Genomic DNA, 25,074 nt, shown 5'->3' on the forward strand with positions numbered 1-25,074 from the left:
TTAAACCCTTAATGTGGAAAAATGAGTGGTATTCGTTTCCGGTACTTCGGTTGTTTTGTTGGTTACTTCTTGTGTATTCGCACTTTTTAACCACTCGATGAAATTCGCAAATGACTCATCGAAAAAAGATGCAGTTAGCAGTTGCTGAGGCAGGTGTATGAAACCGATGTATCCGGTCTCTTCCTCCCAGCATACCGCTGGAGAACCTTGCGTTAAGGCATCTTTCATATGTTGATGCAAAATATCAGCACTCGGTTCATCACCTGAAATCAGCCCGATAAGCGTCGCACGATCTTCTTGTGCACGAATTGTGATTGCTGTGTTTTGCTCAACGAGTAGATGGCAACAATCATCTTCATCAAAAACCAACGGCTCCAATTGGCAGCGGCTGGCAAAATCTGTCAGTAAAGAAGTTATAAATCCATTAGCCATTCGACTAAATAATCCTATTTTTGTTGTTTTAGAGGCGCTGCTTGGTTGCAACACTTATCAACTAAGCAGCTTTCTTAGGTGTATTCTTAAGGATTTATGGCAGTGAATATTTTAGAAATGGTCGGATTTTTTTTGTTTAAAGGCATTAAAATGAAAAAACTCAGCAAGTGCTGAGTTTTTAAGGTTTATTCATGAATCGTAATTTTACGCTCGCTGAGCTGCTTCACCATAGCTTGCTTTAACGCATGCAGCTGTCCATCAATACTGGCGTCGATGATCCCAACTTCTGTTTCCAAAATGCAGCCTCCATTTTTCAAGCGCGCATCTGCTACCACGTCAACGTAACCGACTTCAGGGAAATCACTTAATACTCCAGCCACCTTTTCTCTCACCTCAACAACCTGCTCTGGGTGGACATGTAAAATGACCTGCTTTTGGTTACTCACCAGTTGCAACGCTTCTCGAACTACACTCACCGTGGTATCGACATCATCGAAGGTATCGATGATCTTGCGTACTGCTTCTAACACCACACCTGTCATTTTTTCTTCGACTTGCTGATAGTAGTCATTACAACGTGCTAAGGTTTCAACCATCGTTTGCGCATTTTCAATCTTGGCTTGTGCAAGGCCATCTTGATAACCACGTTGTTTTTCGGTTTCGTAGGCTTGCTGGGCATTAGCAATGATGCTTTCAGCTTTGGAGTTCGCGGCTTCAACTAAGTGTTGCGAATCCAGATAACTGGCATAATCTTTCGCTTTCAGCACCTTTAAGCCAGGTGCCAGCTGCAAATTGTCTGTTTTTATTTCAACAAATGAAACCATTGAGGAATAACCTGTTTTGCGATTTTTTTTGTGAGTCGATACGCCAGATCTCGTTGATCCGCTTCCAACCAGTTAGCTGTTTCCGCGTTTTCGCTAAGTTGCTTTTCTAATTTGAATTGCCAACGAAGAACAACATCTTCCGGTGAGTTAATCAAAATAAACCTCATCCAAAAATATCCCAGCGCCCTCATGCTTGCTTCAACAGACCTTTCATCCAGTAGTTCTGGTAACGAACGCTGCCAGCCTTGCGGCCAGCTGGATAACAGCATAGGCCCGTTTTGAATTAGGAACCGAGCGCCTTCCAAACCAAATACGTTGTTCAGAACCTGTTTAGGATGTTTTAAAACAACGCCTCGCATTGCCACACAATGTAAAGCTCCGCCCACCATCAATACGAGTTGGTTCAACGCATCCGCTGGGAGCAACGCCAAGCTATGGCAAGGTTTGTTAAAAGCCGTCTCAGGAACGGGAGATAACGCCCACTCATTTATGCACCATTGGTTAAACATGGGGTTATCTCTCCAGCCTTCGATATTTAGTAACCAAGGCTGCTTTTGCTCTATCCAACTTCTATGGATGTACTGGCAAGGCGCATAGTTAAACTGGTGTTGTACCTGCGCGAGTGGTGTTTCTGGTTTAACCACGCTTCGTGTTCCTACGACACCATGTAAAAGTAGCGATATTCGAGCCGATGAGTGCCGCTACCAAGAACACCAAAATGGCGATAAGATTATTCGCCGTCTCTTTGGTGACCTGAACCGACAAAATGCTTTTAAATTGATTGTTTTGAGTAGCAACTCGAACCTCTGATGAGGGTACCATCACTACGCTGATTCGATCGTAGTTCAGCCCCTCAATGCTATTGTTCACTAATAATTTGATCTGCGGAACATATGAATCAAGCGCAATATCTGCTGCGTGTTTAATAAATACGGAGGCAGAAGCTGGAGTTGGGCGCTCTCCTGGACGCAGATCTTGATCTTCCAAAACAACATGAACACGTGCCACTAGCACGCCATCAATCTGAGATAAGGTTGAGGAGAGCTCCTGAGATTTCGCGTATACCAAACGTGCTCGTTCTGCTAATGGTGACGAGATCAAATCGTCTTTGGGAAACACTTCTTTCAGTGTGGAAAACTGCTCTCTTGGATAACCTTTTCGCTTTAGCGCGTCTACCGCGAAGGCGATTTGAGAACTGTCTACCATTAACTTGACGGTGTTGTCTTTGTCAGGCTCTTTTGTTGCAACGACACCTTCGGATAGTAAGATCGACAACATCTCATTACCCTCTTTCTGAGTAACGTTGGTGTATAACTCGGTCTGACAACCTACCAGAAACAACGTGAGCATGATGAAAACTGCTCTCATTTTATTCATCATCACTATTGTGCCTTCAATAAGGTTTCTACGTTTTGTGTGGTTTTACCCACGGTTTTCGCGATCAGCTCTTCTTGAAAAGTAATGCGTGTCAGCGCCCACTGCATTTGCAGTAATTGCGCCGGATCATCACCCACCATCTTCATGTTGTCTTGCAGGTTACTTTTCGCGTTATCGATAGTGTTTTTCAACTCGCTGATGTTTTCTAGCAAACCTCCCTCCAGGCCATTACTTGCCTCGGGAACCGACATGGCTTGCTCAAAACGTTCGCTTAAACCGTCTTCGACTTGCGCATCCTGTAACTTATCAATGTTGGTTTGCATCACCTCGGTGTACTGCGTGTTTATCATATGTACTCCTAAGATAAATCTAACTTGTGACTGTGAGTCATGATGTTTTTCACCATCGCATTTTTTTGGATCATGAAGCTAAGTTCATCACGAACCATGTCCAGTGTTGATGCCATATCAGGTAACGACTTCAACTCTGCCCAGCAATGCCATAAGGCTTGTTCTTTCTGGGCACCCAGTGGAAAATGCTGCGCTAGCATTGCTTTTAGTGCTGTTTTATCAGCAGGTGGTTCGGCAATAAGCTGTCCCGAAAAACTCCCTAGTAACTCCTGCTTCAACACCTTTAACAAATCAGATTGTGGCTGTTCGTTGCCTTTTGCACTCTTCGCCTCATGAAAGGCGTACCACATTGCCTCTCGTTTAACTTGAGGGTCGGAAAACGCTTCATTTAACGACGATAAGACACTTTGTTTACTGACAACCTCTGCGTCTTTTAATGATTCATACCACGCTTTGATCTCCGCCAGTTTCGCTTCTGTTTTCTCTAGCGTCTCTTTTGGAGAAACATGTGAAACTTGCTCTTGCTTGTCACTTCGCTCCATGAGTGCTTTCATCTTGTCTTCATCGCTCCGCTCATAATGGCGCGACTCCGACTGGCGCAAAGATTGGTGTTGAAGACCTAGGTTACTCGAATCAATGATCATCCAAGATTCCTAATCTCCTGAGAAAAGCTCGCAGCAAATGCTTGGCTTTCTTCGCTTCCTTGTGACGCAAGTTCTACCCAGCTTTCCGCTTTGCTCAGTAAACCGGCTTTGGCAGAAGCAAGAGCCGCTAAGCTGATCAGATCTGGATAGGCGTTACAAAGTGGTTCGAGTAATTGATGAGCCTCTTCATACAAGCCTTTATTCATGAGGCTCATTGCACGAATCATCGCAACGGTCTCTTCAGAACCTGAGCTTGCTTCAAGGCCATCTGCAATCGTGTTGGCTTCTTGATGACGATGCATACCTGTTGCCATCAGCGCGATTTCAGCCAGCAGTTGGCGCGTTTCTCGTTCCATGCTTTACACCTTCTGGAGAATCGACTGCATCACATCTTTAATCGCACGAGTAGTGGTCGCATTGATATTGTAAACAACAGACCATTTGTTGATCGCGTGCTGAAGCTCGGCAAGCTTTGATGGATCATCGGCATTGGTTTCTAGATTCTTGATGGCTGCCGTCACTTCTGTGTTGGCATCTTTCGCTTGTTGTTCTAACTTAGCTTTAACATCATCAAGGTTTACACTGTTACTAGCATCGTAAAATGACATAAGACTTCCTCGTATTTTTTAGTTAGCTTCGTATGATTCAACGACCGCATGGGCGGCGGTGTAAGCTTCATACTGTTTGAGTAGCAATTGGTACTGCTGTGGTGAGCACCCTAAATCCAACTGACGTTTCACCACCGCTTGTGCTTCTAAGAGCTTGCTCTTAATCTTGTGCACTTCCGCACCGTTTGTGTCGTTATTTAAAATTTGTTCAAGATTTGTCATTGTTCGTCTCGCCTTCATATCCAAGTTCTATTGTTATCACCCGCCCGCCTTTAACCAACTCAATACCAGCAGGTGTAACACTGGATATTCGGTAGCCCTGAGGCGTTCTTGCACCGACCATATAGCGAACGTTATCGGTCAGAATCACATATGGAACCTGGCCAAAGTTAACGCTACGAAACGGGAAATCGATGTTGGTGCCTTTACTCACCTTAGGTATGGATTTCAAAACTAAGTACGGTTTCTCACCATATTGTTCCCGGAAGTCTCGGGTCACACCGTAAAATCGAGTCGTTTCGATATCATCAAGCTCACCACGAACTTCGATGCGATCACCGCTGGTGACCAACTGGACTTTTTTCAGTAACTCCGCATCCGTCAATAACGCTTTTAGCGTATCCATGTAGGCACCCGCTCGCTGCAGTTCAACCTTCCACGCAATAAGACCCGGCACGTCTCGCTCCAAGATTTGTTCAACTTGGTTCCAGCGGCTTGCATCATCGATATAGCCCGTCAGCAGCAGTGTTCCGGTCTCATCGCCATTTTCGACTTTCACTTGGTGATAGCCGAGGTTGCGCAAAATAAATCGAACCCCGCGACGGATTTCTTCCATCGTTCTTAAGTCACTTTTGTAATTGATGCCCAATACATCAATTCGACCAAGCAGATCGAGTTTCTGTGTTCGGTCTTCAACATAGCCCTCTAAGACTGCTTGGCGTGCGGCGGCATTCCATTCCACACGAACGTCGCTAAGTTTGAGCTCGCCTAAGATGTTACGTACCAAAACAATGGGTTCTGCTTCTGTAACAATTTCATTGTTGTTTCCGTTAGCTTGGCTGTACCACATACCGGCAAAAATGACACTCGGGACAAAACTACAGAGCAAAGCGATGAGCGTTGTTTTTTTCCAGCTAGAGCGTTGCACAGCAACCACAGGTGTATTCTGTTGGCTAGATTCGTCGCTGATGTTACTCACAATTAACGCATCTTCCGCGTATCCCAGAGCGAACTTCACAACGCCGACCGAGACAACAGCATGGCGTGACAACTCGATACCATCACCTGCAACAGCGATGTCTTCACTGTTAATATTTGCCTCTTCGCAGCCTCGTAAAATGACCGAGTCTTGCTGGCAAACGAGGTTGAAATGGTTCGCTTCGACCCCAGCATCAGACAGTACAAGATCAGCAATAAAGTCGTCACTGCCAAGCACGAGAGCACCTTCAGGTAAGGTGACTTCTACTCCGGTATGCACGCCTGATAAAATACGAATTTTCCATTGCTGCATCGCGGTTAAGACTCCTCTGAAGGGCGCACACACTCACTTTGTGAGTCATCACATTCCAATACTTTCACCCGCCAACCCTTTTGCCCTGTTGGTAATTGGCACTGCGTTAATTGAGACGACTTTTTCTGTGACAATAAGTCTTGTTGATAGCGCTCGGCCTGAACCCTCGATGTGCAGCTATATACTTCCACTACCGATTTAAATTCAGCGCTATTGTTGGAGATGTTGTTAAGCCTGCCTATACTTGGTCGCAAGTCATATTCGTTGCCAATCAACACACTATCGCCAATACCATCCACAACAATTCGAGGTTCTAAAATAAACATTCGTACTGTGCGGCGCTTAGTATTGGTATTACTTCTAAACAGCGCGCCTAAATATGGGATGTCTCCTAGCAATGGCACTTTACGTAACTGATGGCTCACTTCATCTCGGTACACACCACCGATAAGTAAGCTTTGCCCTTGTTTAACCGTCGCTAAGGTGCTGATTTCAGTTTTACGAACGGAAGGAAGATCATCGACGCCACCATCAGCGATCTTTGCACCGTCTTCGAGATGAAGGCTCAGGTTAATTTCAGGTCGTGCAGCAAATCTATCACCAACGATACGTGGGACAATTCTCAGTAACGTGCCATACGTGACCTCTTCCAGCGCTGCGGTTTCTTTACCAACCAGCTTGACGTAAAAAGTGCTGCTGTTGTTCAGTACCGCTTCGACATTTTCCTGAGTTAACAATGTTGGTCTTGAAACCACTTGAGCACTGCCTTTGGATTCCAATAAACGAATTTGAGCCAGCAAGTAATTTAGGTTGGTTGAATCAAGCAAGGACTTAAAGTTCTGTCCACTGCCGAGCGTCACATCCCCCGAATTCACATCACCTGTTGTTTTGATATCGACAATGCGGTTGTTTCCGACAGACACTCCCGCTCGCCAATCCACGCCTAACTGACTTAAATCGTTGGCACTGATATCGACAATCGATAGCGCGACTTCAATTCTTGATTGCGGCTGGTCTAATTGCGCGACCAGTTTACGATAGAGCGGTAATCGTGCTTGAGTATCACGAACGATAATCGCATTAAGACCCGGCTCTGCTTCAACTGTTGCGCCACCATGAACTGAGGCGGTTTTATTACTTTTTACAGGCTTATCTGGACTGGTAACTTCTTTGCTAGACGCACTCGCCACTTGCGTTTGAACACCAGACACGACCCGTTTTAACACCGATGCGATGCCCGGGACCGTAATTGTCTGATCTCGATATGCAATTTCTCTATCCGTTGCAGAAGCGTACTTCAAAGGAATTATCTCAACGAATAATTCGTCGGTTGAATTTGATTTCTGCAGCAAGCGCGTTTCCAATGCCTCCGCCGTTTGTACCACTAAGTCGACATAACGTGGAGGACCCGCAAGATAGACTAACCCTTTGCTCTCAGCAGCTCTCCAACCATAACGAGAATCCCAAACGCCGGTGGAAATTAACGTACTGCGTAGCTCTCTAGCCGTAAGTAATTCCAATTGAAGTAAACGTGAGCGAGTTTCTGTCGCCTTATAGACATGTAAGACGGCACCATCGAAATACCACATCAAGTTGTACACTTGCGATAAGTAATCGAGGAATTCCGCCGGATCTTCAGGGGTAAAACGCCCATTCACTCGATCGTTGACTTTGTCACTAACAGAAACCGAGACACGATAATTTGCACCGAAGTTATTCAACAACTCTTTTAATGAGTCGTTATCTGCATAGTAGCGGAACGGTTGTTCGGGCCAGTGTAAGTCTGTTGCTTGCGCGTATCCCAAAGGAACAACACTCACTGCGCATAACAATGCCTTTGTTGCAGCACGTCTAATGTTGGGAAAGATTTTTAGCATCATGGTAACCACACTGTATGGTTGATTGTGTGGTTCACGCGTTCTTGTTCCAATAATGCAATGTAACGCTCACATAGATTGACGTGCTTAGAAAGCAAAGCAGAGAACCGTTCCACGGAACAGTCCTCAACCCTTACTTTACTTTGCAAAATCAATTGCTGATCATCATTGGTTGTCAGTACGCCGCTATCCTCACGAATGGTTTTTAATGAGAGCTGCATGCAACGTTGTAACGCTTGTTCTTGTTGATAATCTAGATGCTCTTTAAACTGGAAGGGTAACGTCGCTTCCCATAAAATCCATGACGCATGTTGCTTGATGGTCAGTGATAACTGGTCAACCTCGATGTTGTAAGAACCATTTTCTGAGGCAATAAAATCCCCTACCTTTAGCGCTTCCGCTAAAGATTTCATCATCTTATCTAACATTTAACGCCCTATTTAGATCTGGCTGAGGTGATTGCAAGCCTGGCCGCACTGACCACTTTGAGTATCAAAATAGTAGTGATCGATATCACCAACAGTCTGCATGTTCTTGAACCATTGCCATACTTTCGCAACTGCATTTTGGTCGTTGTAAACCACATCGCATGCATCCCAAACTTCGTTCAGCTCAGGGGCTTCAAGTCGTACTTCCGAACACCAATTTTTCCACTCAGAAATAAATTGTTCGGTTGTCGAGGTGTACTCCGCGAACCCTTTCAGCTCGTCTAAAGACGGTTGCCACTTTTCAATTAACAAACGATGACATTCAATCACTTGCAACTGTTGTTCGCTTAACGTCCCAAGTTGCTTTTTAAGTTGATGCTGCTGGCTCTTAATAAGATCGAGTTGCTGTTGAACAAAGACGGCACTGGTGTCTTCCCCTGATAGCTTCGACCAATATTCCTTCTGAATATCGAGTTGATTGATAAGTTGTTCAACTTTAATCGAAGCATGAAGAGCACTTTGATCGACTTGTCGGTTAATCCACTCGTTGAGTGATAAATGGAAACAAAGCATCAACGTTTTTGGGACAGCCAAATTAAAGCGAAAGCCCAGACGAGAGTTGATGTAGTCCAGCCTTTGTTCGAACGTTGTGATTGTGCTGCTATCACTGAGCTGCGATCCAATTTCCAAAAATAAACGCATGGCAAACCGGTCTATCGAAGCACCAAGTTTTTGATACGTTTTAACTAACTGGCTAGCGCATAGGCTATCGACGACATTTCTATCCAACAAGCGTTGAAGTAAAGATAACTGCTCATAATTTATGACGCCTTCACTCAACAATTGTCGGTGATTGACGTGCACAACATTGAGATCCTGCGTAGGTTTCGAGGCGCTTTCATAACGAGCTCCTCTTTGTAAAACAGTCACTTTCCGCTGTGTCACTATGCTGTCTGGAAAAAGCGAACGGCGTCGCCAATGCTGCTTTTTCATTTATGTTCGTCTCCGCACCCCTTTCGAACAATCCAGAAAGAAAGAGATGTAATAATTTTTAATCGTTCGTTGTTACACGATACATAATAGAATTTACACTGGTGAGTGACTTTCAAAATTAGTCAGAAAATTTTAGTCCCAAGTCATTTCATTTCGCGATAGCCACTTGATCGTCTCCCGAACGTACGCGGCTTGGGGTCGTTCCAAAACGACGACGGTAACTCTGCGTAAAGTAAGACTGGCTGGAAAACCCTGCCTCCATCGCCACATCTACGATGCTCATCTTGCTCGTCAACAGCAGTTTATGAGCATGCAGTAGTCGACGCTCACTGATCCAGGCTCTTGGAGAAATGCCATAGTGCTCATTAAAAAGCTCTTTAAAAGTGGTTAAGCTGGCACCAAACTCCTGCGCGTAGTCTGTCAACTTCCATTCTTTTAAGTAATGCTGTTCCATAAATCGACGTAACCGTTCCGACGTACGGTTTGTTTGTTGTGACAGCAACGCATACAGTGATTCTCCTCCTTTGCTGTGTAGCAAGAGAATGAGTAGTTCTTCGTATTTTAGGCACATAATGGCATCAGGGTACGCTTGTTGCTCAAGCGTCTGCATGCTAGAAAGCACTTGTTCAACGAGTATGTTCAAACCAAAAGTAAACAAACCAGAACAAACTTTGTCTACCTTAGGCAGCATCATCAAGAGATCACTGTGTTTTTGCAGCAACTGACTAACGAGTTCATTGTCGTAGGCAATAATCGACGCTTTGTATGCCCCATCTAGCGGAGAGTACTCTAACAGGTAATCCCCTTGGGATAGAAATACCCCATTTTCTGCAGCAACATCGATTGTGCAATCACCTGTTTGAACTCGAAGCTGACCATTGTGAACGACAACAATGTGAGACTGGTCTGAGTGAAATACTTCGTCAGATTTTTCATAGCAGGAAAAACTACGAATTTTTCGTGAACTCGAGTCGACCCTTTCTGAGTTTAGTTGGCCTGACACATCCATTTTCTACCCTTCATTATTTTGAGTTTCTCAGTGCAAATGTTGAGAAACTTTCAAAGCACTACTTTGATTGTTGTTATTTCTAAGTACTGCTGTATGAATTAAAGAAGCAAAGAAAAGAGCATAGAAGTTCTATCACTTACCATACCCCCCGAATAATTAGCGAATAACCCAAGCATTACCTTTACCTAAAGGTAAAGGTTTGACTTAGTAAATTTCTGCTGTCCGTCTTTATTATTTTTATCAGATAGCGTTTATCATTAGCCAAAACTTAAATATCATTTGGTTATTTAAGTTTGGTTTTTTTGTTATACATTAGAATACAATTAATTAGATTTCGGCATCGTTTCGAGAACAAAATTAAATTTCCAAAATCATAAAAATGTATATTTTATAGCCTAAAACGCCAAGCCAACGTGTTCAAGGAGCGAGATATAATCATAAAAAATACTGTTTTTGCAACAAGTATGAGTCTAAAAAACAACTGACCCGATGACTTCAAAGTCATGTAATTAATGTTTATAAAAGACAACAAATCTTTCACAAAAGGAAAGATATAGTCTTTATTTTTATAAATTAGAAAATTCTAATAAAAATGTAGTGCTTAAAATTTTATCTGTTTATTTTTGGAACAAGAATCAAGTTTTCTTGTTTATTTCCCTCTAAAAATAAATAGCTCTTTTCTTTTTCCGCAACGAGCTCACCGTTTGAATAAAGCTTTCCAATAATCTTCATTTTTCCTTCACCAGCTTGAATTGGTGCAATTAAAAACGAATACTGCACAGGCAACTGAACGCCTTGGTAGCTCTGAGACGCCGATTTAAGACATTGATTATCAATAACTTTACATATTTCCACTTCAAGAGAAGTAATCGAAGGTGGAAAGTAGCCGTCGACAGAAACCCAACCATAGATTGATGCCTGACTCTGTGTATCAAAGCCATCCACCCCATTGACGGACACAGTCTGACTGCACCCACTCAGTATGAATAACCCAATAAAACCAGCCCATATAGAATTGTTCATTATGACCCCATAAACGTATTTTATATAATCTAGCTCATTTGAAATTCACACAATTCTTTATGTAAAAATATAAAAGATCAACTTATATTTATACTACAAGCGGACAATAAATCGCATTTTTCAACAACACGTAGTTAACATGGACTGTAATTTCAAAAGCAGTTTCTGTTCTCTTTCATTCCTTCCTTAATTGAAGTTCATTAGAGAAAAGTGATATTCATATATATCATTGCCATTAAGATATGCATCTGAACACATTTAATTTTTCCGTTCTATTTCTCTCAACACATTTAAAAGCCAAAATATAATAACAACCGACTAATATTGATAAACATGAAGAGATACATCTAATATTTTCCTTGATAAAATTTCAAAAGGGACTACTCCTATGTCAGCACGCCAAACTATCGATGAGATTTTGCTAAAGTTTGCTCATCAAATAGGCTTGCCTGCACTGCATCTAACGGAAAATGAAGTAAGCTTAGCCTTTGATGATAATCTAAGGGTGCATATCATCTTTCATCCTGAATCGACAACTCTGCAACTCGAAGCTGAGATTGTTGGCCTTCAAATTGTAAATTCCGATCTCTATCGCTCTTTCTTGGCCTTTAATTATCACTGGCCTGAGCACCAGTTATTTTTTAGTTTAGATAACCACCGACATGTCCTATGTTTAAACCGACTCATTAACATTAGGCGACTGGATTACGAATATTTTGAAACAGCTTTAGCAGAATTGCTGACGCACAGCGAGTCGTGGGAAGCGTTATTGTCTTCGCATGTAACCATTGATGAGGCACCACCGATGCCACAAACTTTAGACTTGAGAGTTTAGGTGTCTTTATGTCCAATGACATCCAATCCACATACACCAATTCATCGGTTCATGACGTTCAACAAGCGCAGCAAAGTGATGCAGTGCCGCAAGGAACGTTTCATGGCCGTAAAGTCACCCTACTCTCCTCATCAGAAAGCAGCATGACGCGAACAAGCTCTAAAAGAGAGCTTGGTGAATGTTTAAATCAATTTGCCAGTCTCGAATCTTGCAATCGCGTTTTGGACTTTGATCCGCAACTCAACATTGACAAGCAAAACGCCGCCGTAGAAAAGCTTATGGAACGAAAAGTGGCGATAATTCAACGTTCCTGATATCACAATATAAGCAGGTTAAACATCTAAGTTAACCTTCAGCCGACAAGCTCACGCTAATAAAAAACCCCGAAGATTCGGGGTTTTGATTCATACTGCTTTTTCTTTATTAATTACTTAGTTTCACTAGAAGAAGCCTAACGGGTCGATGCTGTAGCTAATCAGCAAGTTCTTAGTATTCTGGTAGTGATCCAGCATCATCTTGTGCGTTTCGCGCCCGATACCCGATTTTTTGTAACCACCGAACGCTGCGTGTGCAGGGTAAGCGTGGTAACAGTTAATCCAGATCCGGCCAGCTTCAATATTACGGCCCATACGATATGCAACGTTCGCATCACGTGTCCAAACACCTGCGCCTAAGCCATATTCAGTGTCGTTTGCGATTTCCAACGCTTCAGCCTCATCTTTGAATTTGGTGATAGCGATCACTGGGCCAAAGATTTCTTCTTGGAAGATTCGCATCTTGTTGTGGCCTTCCAACATGGTTGGCTGAATGTAGTACCCCTGGTTGATAGACTCTGGCTGTTCTGACACTCCACCACCAAAGACCACTTTTGCGCCTTCTTCACGGCCGATTTCCAGGTAACTTAAAATCTTATCAAACTGTTCTTGAGAAGCCTGAGCACCAACTTGAGTATCGGTATCGAGCGGATTACCTTGTTTAATCAGCTGTGCACGTTCCGTCAGTTTCTCTACAAACTTGTCATAAATCGCTTCATGAACCAGTACGCGAGATGGACAAGTACAAACTTCACCTTGGTTGAAGAAACCAAGTAACGTACCTTCGATACACTTATCAAGATACTCATCTTCGTAATCGAAGATATCTGAGAAGTAGATGTTTGGAGATTTACCACCTAACTCAACTGTCGATGGGATCAAGTTGTCTGCTGCACATTTCAGAATGTGGTTGCCAACTTGCGTAGACCCGGTAAAAGCGAGTTTCGCAATGCGGTTGCTGGTTGCTAATGCTTGACCCGCTTCAGAACCATATCCGTTTACAACGTTGATGACACCAGGAGGAAGAAGGTCACCGATTTTTTCCATCAGAACCAGAATGGATGTTGGGGTTTGCTCTGCTGGCTTCAATACCACACAGCAACCCGCCGCTAGTGCCGGTGCTAGTTTCCAAGCCGCCATCAACATTGGGAAGTTCCACGGAATAATTTGACCAACCACACCAATCGGTTCTGGGAAGTGGTAGCTTGCGGTGTGCTCATCCAGTTCTGCCGCACTGCCTTCTTGTGCGCGAATACAGCCAGCGAAGTAACGGAAGTGATCCACTACTAAAGGTAAATCTGCCGCCAAGGTTTCGCGAACTGGTTTGCCGTTTTCCCAAGTTTCTGCAACTGCAAGCTCTTCTAGATGCTGCTCAATACGGTCAGCAATTTTCAGCAAGATGTTCGAACGTTCTGTCACGCTGGTTTTGGCCCATTTTGCTCTGATGTTGTGCGCGGCATCCAGTGCTAAATTAATATCTTCCTCGCCAGAGCGAGCAACTTTACAATACGCTTGTCCGTTGATTGGTGAGATATTGTCAAAGTACTCACCACCCGTTGGTTTTACCCATTCCCCACCGATAAAGTTATCGTAATGCGATTTAAAGTTAACAATGGCATTTTCACTACCTGGCTGTGCATAGATCATAACTCTTCCTTTTGTTTCTCGTTCAATGTGTTATTGCAGTGTCGTATCGCACTGTTCACAAAGAGCATTACGCAAGTCACACGCCAACTACGCCACACTTGTTGTTAATTAAATGTAAAACTATGATTACCAAGCGATAACAAACCAAGTGAGCGATGTTTGAGCGGATGTATGGTGTGAACACCAATGTTCAAGTGTTCCAAAATGGCACACCCTCACTGTGACAAAATGGTACAGTCATGGAACTTCAACACATTAGCGATAACAATTGGCTTTCAACTTCATGGGTCAGAAGTGAACAAGCGGGTTTAAAACAGCGTCGACGCCCTGAAGATATTCGAGTAACGCCAGCAACGCTCCAAGATAGGCGTCACCAACTCAATTTTTTGCTAGAGGCAGTCACTCAATTTGCGCTCCCTCTGTTTAATCAGCTATTTGCTCATAGCGACAGTCGCTTAATTTTGACGGATTCAGATGGTGTCATCATCGGCAGTTGGGGACAGCCTAGATTTCGTGAGAAGTTGACGGAAATCTCGCTAAGCTCTGGAGCATGCTGGCAAGAAAAGGTCAAAGGCACCAACGCTATTGGTACAGCCTTGGTTGAAGCAAAGCCCGTTTCTGTTATTGGTGATCAGCACTTTATCCAACACCATCGTTTTATTAGCTGTTCGGCTAATCCTATTTTCGATCATCTTGGTAACCTCATTGGCGTATTAGATATTACGAGCGAGCAAAAGAGACATGACTTCTCAACGCAAGTACTAGTACAAAACATGGTCCAGCAAGTGGAGAATCAACTACTTAACTTGATTCCACAAGGGCATATTCGTGTGGATTTAGCGTGCGAAAAAGGTTTACTGAATAGTGGTTGGCAAGGAATTATCATTGCAAATGAAGACGGACAAGTTTTGGCTCACAATCAAGTAGCCTCTCAACTTTTTGCGCAAAAAAGTATCATTGGGCAATCCTTAGACGACATTCTATCCACTCGGGGAAATGAGCACCCTTTCGTTTTCAAAACAAAACCGCTTACCGATAAAGATAGCAAGGTCAAGTCTCGTGCTGTAGCGGCGTCCAATGATCTTCATTATGGCGACTCCGCTGTTGAGCACTGTTGGCAGCAAGCCAATCGCGTCATCGATAAAGACATCAGTTTGTTGATTCTCGGAGAGACTGGTGTTGGCAAAAACGAGTTTGTGAAAGCACTCCATAAAAACAGCCAGAGAAAAACGGGACCGTTAGTTTCCGTCAACTGCGGAGCGCTACCAAAAGATCTGGTTGAATCTGAATTATTTGGCTACGTAGCCGGTGCCTTTACTGGCGCAAACAGCAAAGGCTATCAGGGAAAAATTCGCCAAGCACACAAAGGGATTTTGTTTCTAGATGAAATCGCAGATTTACCCTTTGAAGCTCAAAGCCGATTGCTCCATGTATTGCAAGATAAAACCGTGCTTCCCGTGGGTTCCAACCAAAGCATTCAAGTCGATACGCAAATCATTGCAGCCACGCATAAAGATCTGGAACATTTGGTCAGCGAAGGATTGTTCCGACAAGATTTGTATTATCGCCTTAATGGCTTGATCATTGAGCTACCTCGCTTTGAGGAACGTGATGACAAACGACAACTGATTGAGAACATTCATCGGCGTCACGCCGAATCTGAACAACAGCTTTGCCCTCACCTCCTTTCTCTGATGCTGTCTTACTCATGGCCAGGAAATTTGCGTGAACTCGATAGTTTAATCAAAGTATCCGCCTTAATGGCGCAAGGTGAAGAAATATTGGAACTCACACACGTCCCAGCCCACCTAAGTAAGAAACTAAGCCAAGCTCAAGAAGGAGCAGCATCGGCTGAACCAACTTCAGAACTGCGTGCAACCGTCGAAGATAAGTTGCTCAAAACATATCAAGCCAACCAGGGGAACATTAGCAAAACGTCTCGTATGCTTGGTGTGAGCCGAAATACCATTTACAGAAAATTGAAAAGCCTTGGCATATTAAGTTAATTCTACGACCTCAGATATAAAAAGAGCACCGTTGCGGTGCTCTTTCTCTTTGAAACCTAGCTTACAGGCCGCCTTGTTGTTGTGCCTGTTTTACTAATGCCTGACGTTGAGTTTCCTTCTCAGAGATCACTTGATTGTCCTTGTGCATTTCCTGTTCCAATTCTGCTGGAATGAAAACAAAGTACTTGTTAAGAGTCATCTTAGAACCTCAATTTGCTGTGTTAATTACCTTCTTGGTCGACGTAAACAAAACCAGAAAAACATGTTTTACTGGATCCTTGTTGCTAGTTTCAAAAAATAAAGGATGTTCATATAATAAACATCCTCCATGTGGGCGCTAATTATAGGCGTAGTTTAAAGGCTTACCTAGCACTCTTTTTCACCTTTTGTGCAATCTGAGTTTCGATCGAAAAACGGGTTTAATTGCCCGTAGTTACTAAGGTATTGTTAAAAAGAGAAAAAAGCTTTTACTGTAACTGACGACAGGGATGAGCTTACGAGTGTAGGTTCACTTGCAATTGTGTATCGTAGAGTTCGAATACGATAATAATAACGCTACATGCCCTTAATCTGCGTAGTTAAAAACTTTGAAGTGATAGACAACCGAAGTCATATCTGTGCAACTCAGTTTAACGATTTGTCTACCAGTTCAATATTTCACCTTTTTTGAGAAATCTTTAGCCACTTTTTTGTGTGAAACGCCCCAAAAGAGCAGACAATTAAAAGTGTGGCATATGACCACAATTGTCTATCCCCACTTAGCATCGGGAGGCGTTTATGAAAAGTAACAAACTTGGCCATGTGATGTCTTTCAGCAGGATGTTTTCCTTCATTGCATTCTTGACGGCCACATTCGCATGGATTCTCAGCATGTACGCCCTATTTACTGTTTCTTTAGTGGCTCTTGTGGTCAGTGCAATTCTCTACCTAAAAGACAGGTTTTATCAAAACAAGAAAACGACCACTGAAAAGAGCGCCTAGGCGCTCTTTTCTATTGGATGTCATTTCCGTGTGACTTGATATAGTTATCAATCCGTTCGAGTTCGTGAAAATAACCATACATACCAATACGATTAATTTCTGGTTCTATACAGTATTTTTCTTCTTTTACCATAGCTTCTACAAACATTCCGCTTGATGCAATTGTGAAAGGTGGACACGCTGAGTAACCATTACTTTCTGCAATATATTTCAATCGCCCAAATTCAAAAATTTGACCTGGAATAGCAACGATAAGGGACAAGACAATTGTTATAGTTATCACTTTAATCGGCACTTTGACTAACTGAGTCATTCGATCAAATAAAATATAGACCAATAATGTAGGGCATAAGAGTAAGCTTGCGATACTTAAAACATATGACGCATCAATGTAGAGCACTTGAAAACCACTACTGAGCTGAAGCGGTAGAGATTCGAAAACGAAATGATGATAAAGGCGATAGATAGAGTAAGTAATCAGTAATATGAACATAAGCAACACGAAAGCTGTGTGAAATGGATGCTTCTGTTGTGTCATTTCTATTACCTTATAGTTGAGGAGACGACAGAGAGCTGCTTAGCTTCACTCTTCGAAGAGAAATATTAAACTGCTAGCAAATGCATGCTCTCCCATTTCTGAGAAGTGCGTGACGAATCAACGTTTAATGTAACTTTTAAATCTACCAATATCTTACAGACACAAAAAAGGGTGCCACTTGGGCATCCCTTTATATCTTTATATTTAGTCGGTTTACTTAAAACGATTACACGTCGTAAGTTGTAGACGCTGTGTCGCCGCCTGTACCAGTCCAGTTAGTGTGGAAGAATTCACCACGTGGACGGTCAATACGCTCATAAGTGTGAGCACCGAAGTAGTCACGTTGAGCTTGAAGCAGGTTCGCTGGTAGACGAGCTGTTGTGTAACCGTCTAGGAAAGATAGTGCAGAAATCGTACATGGCATTGGGATACCAGACTCTAGAGACTTCGCTGCTACTTTACGCCATGCTGCTAGGCTGCCTTGTAGGATGTTTTTGAAGTACTCATCAGAACCTAGGAATGCGATGTCTGGGTTCGCTTCGTACGCATCACGGATGTTGCCTAGGAACGCAGAGCGGATGATACAACCACCACGCCACATTAGGGCTACGTTACCGTAGTTTAGGTCCCAACCGTTCTCGTTCGATGCTTCGCGCATTAGCATGAAGCCTTGAGCGTAAGAGATGATCTTAGAAGCTAGTAGCGCTTGACGTAGTGCATCAACCCACTCTTGCTTGTCGCCTTCAACTGGAGTGATTGTCTTACCGAATAGAGATTCAGCTTCAACACGTTGGTCTTTCAGTGCAGATAGACAACGAGAGAATACAGACTCAGAGATAAGCGTTAGTGGAATACCTAGGTCTAGTGCGTTGATACCAGTCCATTTACCAGTACCTTTTTGGCCTGCTGTGTCTAGGATCTTTTCAACGAGAGGCTCACCGTCTTCATCTTTGTAGCCAAGAATGTCAGCCGTGATTTCAACAAGGTAGCTGTCTAGCTCAGTCTTGTTCCAATCAGCGAATACTGCTTGCATCTCGTCTGCAGACATACCAAGACCGTCTTTCATGAACTGGTAAGCTTCTGTGATAAGCTGCATGTCACCGTATTCGATGCCGTTGTGTACCATCTTAACGAAGTGACCTGCACCGTCGTTACCAACCCAGTCACAACATGGCTCACCAGCGTCAGTTTTCGCAGCGATACCTTGGAAGATAGGCTTAACCGCTTCCCATGCTTCAGCAGCACCGCCAGGCATGATAGATGGACCGAAGCGCGCACCTTCTTCACCACCAGATACACCAGTACCGATGAAGTGGATACCTTTTTCACGTAGTGCAGCAACACGACGGTTTGTATCTGGGTAGTTAGTGTTACCACCGTCAATAATGATGTCGCCTTTGTCTAGCAGAGGTACTAGCGCTTCGATGAACTTGTCTACAACGTCACCAGCGCGAACCATCAACATTACTTTACGCGGCGTTTCTAGCTTCTCTACTAGTTCTTCTAGAGAGTATGCTCCGATGATGTTCGTGCCTTTTGCTGGACCTTCCAGGAACTCGTCTACTTTAGCAGCAGTACGGTTGTGAGCAACCACTTTAAAGCCGTGATCGTTCATGTTTAGGATAAGGTTTTGACCCATTACTGCTAGGCCAATTACACCGATATCACCTTTCATTGTTTCTCTCCAATTTTATTTCATCGACGAGCAGCGTCTTAAGCAATTTTTGCCGCCGCGTCTAAATCTAAATACCATTCCGTTAGGCCCGATTTCGCTTGAATCTTAGCCGCTGGGTATGGCAGTGCGTGTGCTGGTGAACTGTTAATTTCTTCAACAATGTCCGCTTTTCCTGCACCAAGCACTAAGTAACTAATACGTTTCGCTGCTTCTAATACGCGTGCGGTTTTCGACACACGAAGTTGGCCCGATTCAGGATGCGACGCCACAAGAGATAGGTTCGCATCATCATAATTCGTTTGGCCAGGGAACAGAGAAGCTGTATGACCATCTGCACCAACGCCTAATAAGATCCAGTCAAACACAGGTGTGCCGTTTTCACTCGGGATCACCTCTGCCATCTCTTTTGCAAAACGCTCGGCTTCTGCTTTAGGCTCATCTTCGCCACGGATGCGGTGAATGTTTTCTGCAGGAATATTTACTTGGCTAAACAACAACGTGTTCGCTTCACCGTAGTTGCTTTCTGCATCGTCAGGGGCAACACAACGTTCGTCACCCCACCAAAAGTGGAGGTTTTCCCATTGAATGGAGGTTGCGTAAGCCTCTGAAGCCAGTAGTTTAAACAGCATTTTAGGAGTGCTGCCGCCAGAAAGAGAGATGTGAACAGGTCTGCCCATTTCGCTAAACGCTTTCATATCGTTAGCTAGGCTTTCAACTACCTGTTCTGCTGTTTGGTAGATCTTATGGTTGATCATAGTTCACAGTAATCCGTATCTGTTAAGTTTTTACATGGGAAACGCCAAGCGCGGCCATCACGCTGTAACAAGTCATCTGACTCTTTAGGTCCCCAAGTGCCGCATGCGTACCCGAAGAGGGATTGTGGATCTTGCTTAAAATCTAAGATTGGCTGTACGTATTGCCAGCACGCTTCCACCGCATCACTACGTGCAAATAGCGTAGCATCACCATTCAAAGCATCAAGTAGAAGACGCTCGTATGCCGTTAGCATTTGCGTTTCTTGCAGGTCAGCGTAATGGAAGTTCATTTTCACTTCCTTCGCTTCAAAGCCTGCGCCTGGCTCTTTCAAGCCAAAGCTCATTTGAATGCCTTCGTCTGGTTGAATACGAATGATCAGCTTGTTTTCTGGTGCGTTTTGACCAAACACAGGATGCGGTGTTTGTTTAAAGTGGATAACCACCTCAGTAACGCGTGTTGGAAGACGCTTACCAGTACGCACGTAAAATGGCACGCCATTCCAACGCCAGTTGTTGATGTACGCTTTCAAACCGATGTAAGTCTCTGTACGAGAATCGTCTGCAACTCCCGGCTCTTCACGGTAGCCGCGTAGGCTTTGCCCACGAACTTCAGACGCCGTGTATTGGCCTAATACTAGGTCATTGCGCAGAGCGTTTTCGTCTAATGGCTTTAAGCATTGAAGCACTTTTACCACTTCATCACGCATCGAGTCTGCATTGATTTGCGCTGGTGGTTCCATACCTACCATTGCTAATACTTGTAGCAAGTGGTTTTGGAACATGTCGCGCACAGCGCCAGAGTTGTCGTAGTAACCACCACGCTCCTCTACGCCAAGGAATTCTGCGCCTGTGATTTCAACGTAATCAATGAAGTTACGGTTCCAAAGCGGCTCAAACATCGCATTAGAGAAACGAAGCACAAGTAGGTTTTGTACCGTTTCTTTACCTAAGTAATGGTCAATTCGGTAGATTTGATGCTCTTGGAAGTGCTCGTGAATTTCTTTGTCCAGAATACGCGCCGATTCAAGATCATAGCCGAATGGTTTCTCAATGATCAGGCGTTTCCAGCCATCCTCTTCACTGTTAAGACCATGTGCTGCAAGACTTGCAGGGATCACACTGTATAAACTTGGTGGGGTTGCTAAGTAAAAAAGCGTATTGCGTTGCTCGAATTGATATTCGTCCGCAAGTTGGTCTAAGCGAGAAGATAGCTTACCGTAATCTTGTGTGTCAGAAGTATTAATTGCTTGGTAGTGCAGATGGTTAATAAATGCATCAAGCGTTTCTGGCTCAGTCTTTTCCATTTCCTGAAGCGATTTTTTCAGCTTCGCGCGGTAAGACTCATCACTGTATTCAGTGCGACTTACACCCAGAATGGCAAAATTCTCTGGAAGCTGCTTGTTCGCGTAGAGGTGGTATAAAGCAGGAATGAGCTTACGGTACGTAAGGTCACCTGAAGCACCAAAAATAACGATGCTGCTGTTTTCTGGTATTACCATCATCTTTCCCTTAAAAACGAGGTACTTATTGTGTGCCCGGATACGGCTAGAGAATGAGCCAACCCTATCAATGGCACCTCAAAATAGAAAATTGGTCTTACCTATTACGTTGATAGGTAAAGTCTATGGGCCCAAAGAACCTCAAGAAGTTGCATTTCCGATTCTTGGAAACACGACGTATTGAGGTCATTTAAGTCACTTATGTCTCAAAAGTACACACTGTACTCGCTGGAGGAGAGTCCGACACGGGGCAATATTGTCTACGACTATTTGATTTACATCAACACTTGCCAGTGCAAACGTTTAAATAAGTTGCACAAAACGTCATAAGCGATTGTATTTTATTGATAAAAAAAGTTTCATCTGAACGCTCCAAAATTTAAGCAAAAACTCTAATATGGACAATAATTACTCATCCTTGCAATCCATTACAGTTTTATCGTGATCTGTGTTACTTACTTTTTATTTCATCATCCTATTGATAATGATACTCAATTAAAGATAATGAAATCACTATTAATGTGAAAGTAGAACGCCATGAAATCAAGCGCCATTAACCCACATCCCATAAACCGAATACAATCGGTGCTTGACTACATTCACACCAACTTAGACAGCACTCTGAGCGTAGATGAAATATCGAAAGCAAGTTGTTGGTCGCGCTGGCAACTGCAACGCGTATTTCAACAACACACTGGCGTATCCGTCGCTCACTACATCAGAGAGCTTAAACTTAGCCTTGCGGCTGAGCGCTTAATCCATACTTCTGACCGCTCGTTAGATATAGCGATAGAAATGGGATTTACATCTGAACACGCATTTAGCCGTGCGTTCAGGAATATGTTTTCAAAAAGCCCCCGCGAATATCGAAAAACGCAACAACTCTCCGGGTTGAGGCAACCTTTGACGCTGCGTAAGACACCAGAAGAAGAGAAAAAACATCAGCGCTTTATTGAAGTTCGAATAGAAACAAAACCGGCTTTTGAACTTGCTGGTTATCATGAACCTATTCACGGATTGTTTTCCGCTACGCCCGATTTCCAATCCAAAGTACCGTCACTTTGGTCACGTCTTTATTCATCTGAAAACCTTAACAATTCGGAAAGTAGTTACTTTGGCGTGATTGATGTGACTCAAGCGTATTCAAACAACCAACAACTTGAGTATTGGGCAGGTTATGAGTGCAGTCCAACAGCAAACGCACCAAGATCAACGAACTCTTCCAACTCGGGGTTAGACCTCTTGGCTGTTCCTGAGCAAACCTACGCCGTCATTACACACATAGGCAAAGCATCAGAGCTCGCCTCAACGCTAGAATGGTTTATTTTACATTGGCTACCCTACTCTAATTATCATGCTATCGATGGTTATGAGTTAGAGCTTTATCCAGAAGGTTATGATGTTGATAGCGAACAAGCACAAATGCAGTATTGGATTCCTGTCGAGCCAAACGACGCGCTATCTTTAAAACCTAAGAACAGAAGAATAAGTTCCAAAGATTAGTGTTTTGCACCAAATTGTTAACTTTTCCTATTTCTTTGAATATAGAATACAAATAACAATCATTATCAATAAATAGAAAAAGTAGTGGAATTTATAAATATGGAAAGTCCGATTCGATTTCATCGTTCAGCGGTTGCTATCGTCGTATCCGCATTGCTCGCTGGCCACGCCAATGCAACTGAGAGCATATCCCAACACGAAACGATTACGGTGCTAGGAGAAACATACCGAAACACCGCAACTAAAACCGTTTTAGAACCGGAGGAAACACCGCAAGCGATCACGGTAATCACTAAAGATGACATGGACCTACGCGGCGTAAACTCGGTGAGCGAAGCATTGCGTTATGCGCCTGGCGTAAATACAGAATTGCGTGGTGGTGCCGTTTCCCGACTTGACCTATTCAATATTCGTGGTTTTATTAACTACACCAACTTTTATGATGGTCTTCCTTTGCTGTACAACGGTTGGAACCTTCAACCGCAGGTCGATTCCGTTGCTCTTGAGCAAATCGAGGTTTTTAAAGGGCCAACGTCTGTTCTTTACGGCAATATTCCACCAGGAGGTATGGTCAACATTATCGCCAAGGCGCCTCAGTCAACACCCTCGCACTCTGTCTCGATTAGTACAGGGACTAACAGCCTAAAAGAACTGACGTTCGACACCACAGGACAAATTGGTGATTCTAATGTTGATTACCGTATCGTCGGCCTGGCAAAACAGCGAGATGGTCAAGCCGATACGTCTGAAGACGAACGTTATGTACTCGCCCCATCTTTCAATTGGCAAGCGACAGAAAGCACATTAGTGAACGTGAATGTTTACTATCAAAATGATCCATCAGCAGGTATCTACACGACTGTGCCTGCATCTGGCTCAGTGATTAAAAACCCACTTGGCTCGATGTCACCAAGCACCTATTTGGGGGATGAGGACTGGAACACTTACGAACGCGAAGTTCTGATGATGGGTTACAAAGTCCAACACGACTTTAACAACAATTGGCAATTTCTACAGAATGCCCGCTACATGACCGCCGATGCCTATCAGGAAAACACATATAACGGTGCACTTGAAGCGGATAACCGTACCGTTGGTCGAAATGCCTATTTAACCGATGAAAAGTCCAAATCCTTTGTGATTGACAACCAACTATCGGGCTACGTTAAAACAGGAAATTTTGAACATAACTTATTGTTCGGGCTTGATTATCAGTATCTAGATTCAGATGTAAAATACAAAGACACGCTTGGGTATTCGCTAACTCAGGACATTTTTAATCCTGACCACAACAGCATTGATCGTAATGCACTGAATTTCCAATACAAACAAAACTTGGATATCAAAACGAAGCAGATTGGCGTTTATTTCCAAGATCAAGTTCGTTACGACCAACTTGTAATGATTGCAGGTCTTCGTTGGGATAAATACGATTCAAATACAGACGCCGTTAGCGATTATCTAGGAACAGTATCCAAGAGCAAGGAAGAGTTAGACGATACCAACGTATCTTTCCGAGTCGGTGGTTTGTATGAGCTAGACTTTGGTCTCTCGCCATACCTTACTTACTCGGAAAGTTTTGAGCCAATTGCGGGTGCCGACTCTTCTGGTAAAGCATTTGAGCCATCAACCGGTCATCAATGGGAGTTAGGCTTTAAATACGCCCCATTATCTGGTGATATCTCAGGTAACTTAGCACTCTTCCATATTACGAAGAAAAACGCGATCTTGACCGATCCGAATAATCCTTATGCACCGAACTATCAAGCGGGCGAAGTGGTATCACAAGGTATTGAACTTGAGGCAAAATGGCAAGTTACAGCACAAGCTGATTTCACTCTAGGCTATACATATACCGATATGGAGATTACCGAGGACAGTTATTACAACCAAGAAGGTAAAACGCCGGTTTGGGTACCTGAGCAAACGGCTTCTCTATGGGCAAATTACTTCTTTGAAGGAAATCTTTCAGGCCTTCGTACCAGTGCTGGCGTTCGCTATGTCGGGGAAGCACAAATTGATGCACAGAATAGTCAAAAAGTACCGGACTACACCTTGTTTGATTTAGCAGCAAGTTACGATTTCTCAACGGTATCTGAATCAATGAAAGGGGCTAGCGTCACGCTTTCTGCAAGCAATCTATTCGATAAAGAATACTATTCTTGTTACGACAAAAATAACTGTTGGTTTGGCGCTGAGCGCTCTATCGAAGCGATGTTAGAATACAACTTCTAGCCTCTTAGAAC

At 43.5% G+C, this 25,074-nt stretch carries 27 protein-coding genes; 6 read left to right on the forward strand and 21 right to left on the reverse strand.

Annotated elements, in window-relative coordinates; all coding sequences use genetic code 11:
- From R7Z47_RS17850 to R7Z47_RS17920, 15 genes are all read right to left on the reverse strand, one after another.
- Positions 1–432: a type III secretion system chaperone gene (locus tag R7Z47_RS17850; protein WP_239939239.1), complete on the reverse strand. Its 432-nt coding sequence runs from the start codon at positions 430–432 to the stop codon at positions 1–3.
- 185 nt (positions 433–617) lie between these two features.
- Entirely contained in the window at positions 618–1,256 is a 639-nt protein-coding gene (locus R7Z47_RS17855) for an HrpE/YscL family type III secretion apparatus protein (protein ID WP_005387146.1), read from the reverse strand.
- Entirely contained in the window at positions 1,235–1,900 is a 666-nt protein-coding gene (gene vscK / locus R7Z47_RS17860; protein WP_137282060.1) for a SctK family type III secretion system sorting platform protein VscK, read from the reverse strand. The genes R7Z47_RS17855 and vscK overlap by 22 nt, the downstream gene beginning before the upstream one ends.
- Complete coding sequence (gene sctJ / locus R7Z47_RS17865) at positions 1,893–2,639, reverse strand: type III secretion system inner membrane ring lipoprotein SctJ (protein ID WP_086012989.1); 747 nt, start codon at positions 2,637–2,639, stop codon at positions 1,893–1,895. The genes vscK and sctJ overlap by 8 nt, the downstream gene beginning before the upstream one ends.
- Positions 2,639–2,983 (reverse strand): type III secretion system inner rod subunit SctI, encoded by a 345-nt coding sequence (gene sctI, locus R7Z47_RS17870; RefSeq protein ID WP_005387149.1) that lies wholly within the window; start codon positions 2,981–2,983, stop codon positions 2,639–2,641. The genes sctJ and sctI overlap by 1 nt, the downstream gene beginning before the upstream one ends.
- An 8-nt stretch (positions 2,984–2,991) precedes the next feature.
- Entirely contained in the window at positions 2,992–3,627 is a 636-nt protein-coding gene (locus R7Z47_RS17875) for a YopR family T3SS polymerization control protein (protein ID WP_054575039.1), read from the reverse strand.
- Complete coding sequence (locus tag R7Z47_RS17880) at positions 3,624–3,983, reverse strand: YscG family type III secretion system chaperone (RefSeq protein ID WP_017634556.1); 360 nt, start codon at positions 3,981–3,983, stop codon at positions 3,624–3,626. Before R7Z47_RS17880 ends, R7Z47_RS17875 begins: the two co-directional genes overlap by 4 nt.
- Positions 3,984–3,986: 3 nt before the next feature.
- The gene (sctF, locus tag R7Z47_RS17885) at positions 3,987–4,235 is read right to left on the reverse strand and encodes a type III secretion system needle filament subunit SctF (RefSeq protein WP_005377199.1); all 249 of its coding nucleotides are present in this window, start codon (positions 4,233–4,235) and stop codon (positions 3,987–3,989) included.
- Between the two features lie 18 nt (positions 4,236–4,253).
- Entirely contained in the window at positions 4,254–4,457 is a 204-nt protein-coding gene (locus R7Z47_RS17890) for an EscE/YscE/SsaE family type III secretion system needle protein co-chaperone (RefSeq protein WP_005377198.1), read from the reverse strand.
- The gene (sctD, locus tag R7Z47_RS17895; protein WP_169629060.1) at positions 4,444–5,745 is read right to left on the reverse strand and encodes a type III secretion system inner membrane ring subunit SctD; all 1,302 of its coding nucleotides are present in this window, start codon (positions 5,743–5,745) and stop codon (positions 4,444–4,446) included. The genes R7Z47_RS17890 and sctD overlap by 14 nt, the downstream gene beginning before the upstream one ends.
- A gap of 5 nt (positions 5,746–5,750) precedes the next feature.
- On the reverse strand, positions 5,751–7,625 hold the full coding sequence (sctC, locus tag R7Z47_RS17900) for a type III secretion system outer membrane ring subunit SctC (RefSeq protein WP_064353990.1): 1,875 nt from the start codon (positions 7,623–7,625) through the stop codon (positions 5,751–5,753).
- A complete protein-coding gene (locus R7Z47_RS17905; protein WP_318130348.1) occupies positions 7,622–8,050 on the reverse strand; it encodes a YscB family type III secretion system chaperone in 429 nt (142 codons plus the stop codon). Before R7Z47_RS17905 ends, sctC begins: the two co-directional genes overlap by 4 nt.
- 12 nt (positions 8,051–8,062) lie before the next feature.
- Positions 8,063–9,043 carry a T3SS regulon anti-activator ExsD domain-containing protein gene (locus tag R7Z47_RS17910; RefSeq protein ID WP_005377193.1) on the reverse strand — a complete coding sequence of 327 codons (981 nt, stop codon included), beginning with the start codon at positions 9,041–9,043 and terminating at the stop codon, positions 8,063–8,065.
- 148 nt (positions 9,044–9,191) lie between these two features.
- Positions 9,192–10,052 (reverse strand): AraC family transcriptional regulator, encoded by an 861-nt coding sequence (locus R7Z47_RS17915; protein ID WP_005377191.1) that lies wholly within the window; start codon positions 10,050–10,052, stop codon positions 9,192–9,194.
- Positions 10,053–10,661: 609 nt separating this feature from the next.
- Positions 10,662–11,075 (reverse strand): YscW family type III secretion system pilotin, encoded by a 414-nt coding sequence (locus R7Z47_RS17920; protein ID WP_318130350.1) that lies wholly within the window; start codon positions 11,073–11,075, stop codon positions 10,662–10,664.
- Positions 11,076–11,463: 388 nt separating this feature from the next.
- On the opposite strand from R7Z47_RS17920, the gene exsC reads away from it, so the two are divergent.
- Together exsC and exsE2 are read left to right on the forward strand one after the other, a co-directional pair.
- Positions 11,464–11,910, forward strand: a complete 447-nt coding sequence (gene exsC, locus R7Z47_RS17925) for a type III secretion system regulatory chaperone ExsC (RefSeq protein WP_005377174.1) — start codon at positions 11,464–11,466, stop codon at positions 11,908–11,910.
- 8 nt (positions 11,911–11,918) lie between these two features.
- On the forward strand, positions 11,919–12,224 hold the full coding sequence (exsE2, locus tag R7Z47_RS17930) for a T3SS regulon translocated regulator ExsE2 (RefSeq protein WP_005377171.1): 306 nt from the start codon (positions 11,919–11,921) through the stop codon (positions 12,222–12,224).
- A gap of 126 nt (positions 12,225–12,350) precedes the next feature.
- Here the strand turns inward: exsE2 and R7Z47_RS17935 are convergent, their stop codons facing one another.
- Positions 12,351–13,871 (reverse strand): aldehyde dehydrogenase family protein, encoded by a 1,521-nt coding sequence (locus R7Z47_RS17935; RefSeq protein ID WP_005377169.1) that lies wholly within the window; start codon positions 13,869–13,871, stop codon positions 12,351–12,353.
- Between the two features lie 239 nt (positions 13,872–14,110).
- On the opposite strand from R7Z47_RS17935, the gene R7Z47_RS17940 reads away from it, so the two are divergent.
- On the forward strand, positions 14,111–15,877 hold the full coding sequence (locus R7Z47_RS17940) for a sigma-54-dependent Fis family transcriptional regulator (protein WP_318130352.1): 1,767 nt from the start codon (positions 14,111–14,113) through the stop codon (positions 15,875–15,877).
- Positions 15,878–15,938: 61 nt separating this feature from the next.
- Here the strand turns inward: R7Z47_RS17940 and R7Z47_RS17945 are convergent, their stop codons facing one another.
- Positions 15,939–16,076, reverse strand: coding sequence for a hypothetical protein (locus R7Z47_RS17945; RefSeq protein WP_005377165.1), 138 nt, complete (start codon positions 16,074–16,076; stop codon positions 15,939–15,941).
- A gap of 578 nt (positions 16,077–16,654) precedes the next feature.
- On the opposite strand from R7Z47_RS17945, the gene R7Z47_RS17950 reads away from it, so the two are divergent.
- The gene (locus R7Z47_RS17950) at positions 16,655–16,858 is read left to right on the forward strand and encodes a hypothetical protein (RefSeq protein WP_005377162.1); all 204 of its coding nucleotides are present in this window, start codon (positions 16,655–16,657) and stop codon (positions 16,856–16,858) included.
- Positions 16,859–16,868: 10 nt separating this feature from the next.
- Here R7Z47_RS17950 and R7Z47_RS17955 read toward each other — a convergent pair whose 3' ends face one another.
- The 4 genes from R7Z47_RS17955 to zwf all read right to left on the reverse strand — a co-directional run bounded on the left by R7Z47_RS17955 (position 16,869) and on the right by zwf (position 21,325).
- Entirely contained in the window at positions 16,869–17,396 is a 528-nt protein-coding gene (locus R7Z47_RS17955; RefSeq protein ID WP_033906174.1) for a hypothetical protein, read from the reverse strand.
- Between the two features lie 226 nt (positions 17,397–17,622).
- Positions 17,623–19,071, reverse strand: coding sequence for a decarboxylating NADP(+)-dependent phosphogluconate dehydrogenase (gene gnd / locus R7Z47_RS17960; RefSeq protein WP_005377160.1), 1,449 nt, complete (start codon positions 19,069–19,071; stop codon positions 17,623–17,625).
- 38 nt (positions 19,072–19,109) lie between these two features.
- Positions 19,110–19,826, reverse strand: a complete 717-nt coding sequence (pgl, locus tag R7Z47_RS17965; RefSeq protein ID WP_017634562.1) for a 6-phosphogluconolactonase — start codon at positions 19,824–19,826, stop codon at positions 19,110–19,112.
- Positions 19,823–21,325, reverse strand: a complete 1,503-nt coding sequence (gene zwf, locus R7Z47_RS17970) for a glucose-6-phosphate dehydrogenase (RefSeq protein ID WP_017634563.1) — start codon at positions 21,323–21,325, stop codon at positions 19,823–19,825. Before zwf ends, pgl begins: the two co-directional genes overlap by 4 nt.
- A 537-nt stretch (positions 21,326–21,862) precedes the next feature.
- Between zwf and R7Z47_RS17975 the strand changes: the two genes are divergently transcribed.
- A complete protein-coding gene (locus tag R7Z47_RS17975) occupies positions 21,863–22,828 on the forward strand; it encodes a helix-turn-helix domain-containing protein (RefSeq protein WP_033906176.1) in 966 nt (321 codons plus the stop codon).
- 99 nt (positions 22,829–22,927) lie between these two features.
- Positions 22,928–25,063: a TonB-dependent siderophore receptor gene (locus R7Z47_RS17980; RefSeq protein WP_170890281.1), complete on the forward strand. Its 2,136-nt coding sequence runs from the start codon at positions 22,928–22,930 to the stop codon at positions 25,061–25,063.
- Positions 25,064–25,074: the final 11 nt, after the last annotated feature.

It is taken from the genome of Vibrio sp. 1641, assembly GCF_033339995.1.
Lineage (GTDB): Bacteria > Pseudomonadota > Gammaproteobacteria > Enterobacterales > Vibrionaceae > Vibrio > Vibrio alginolyticus.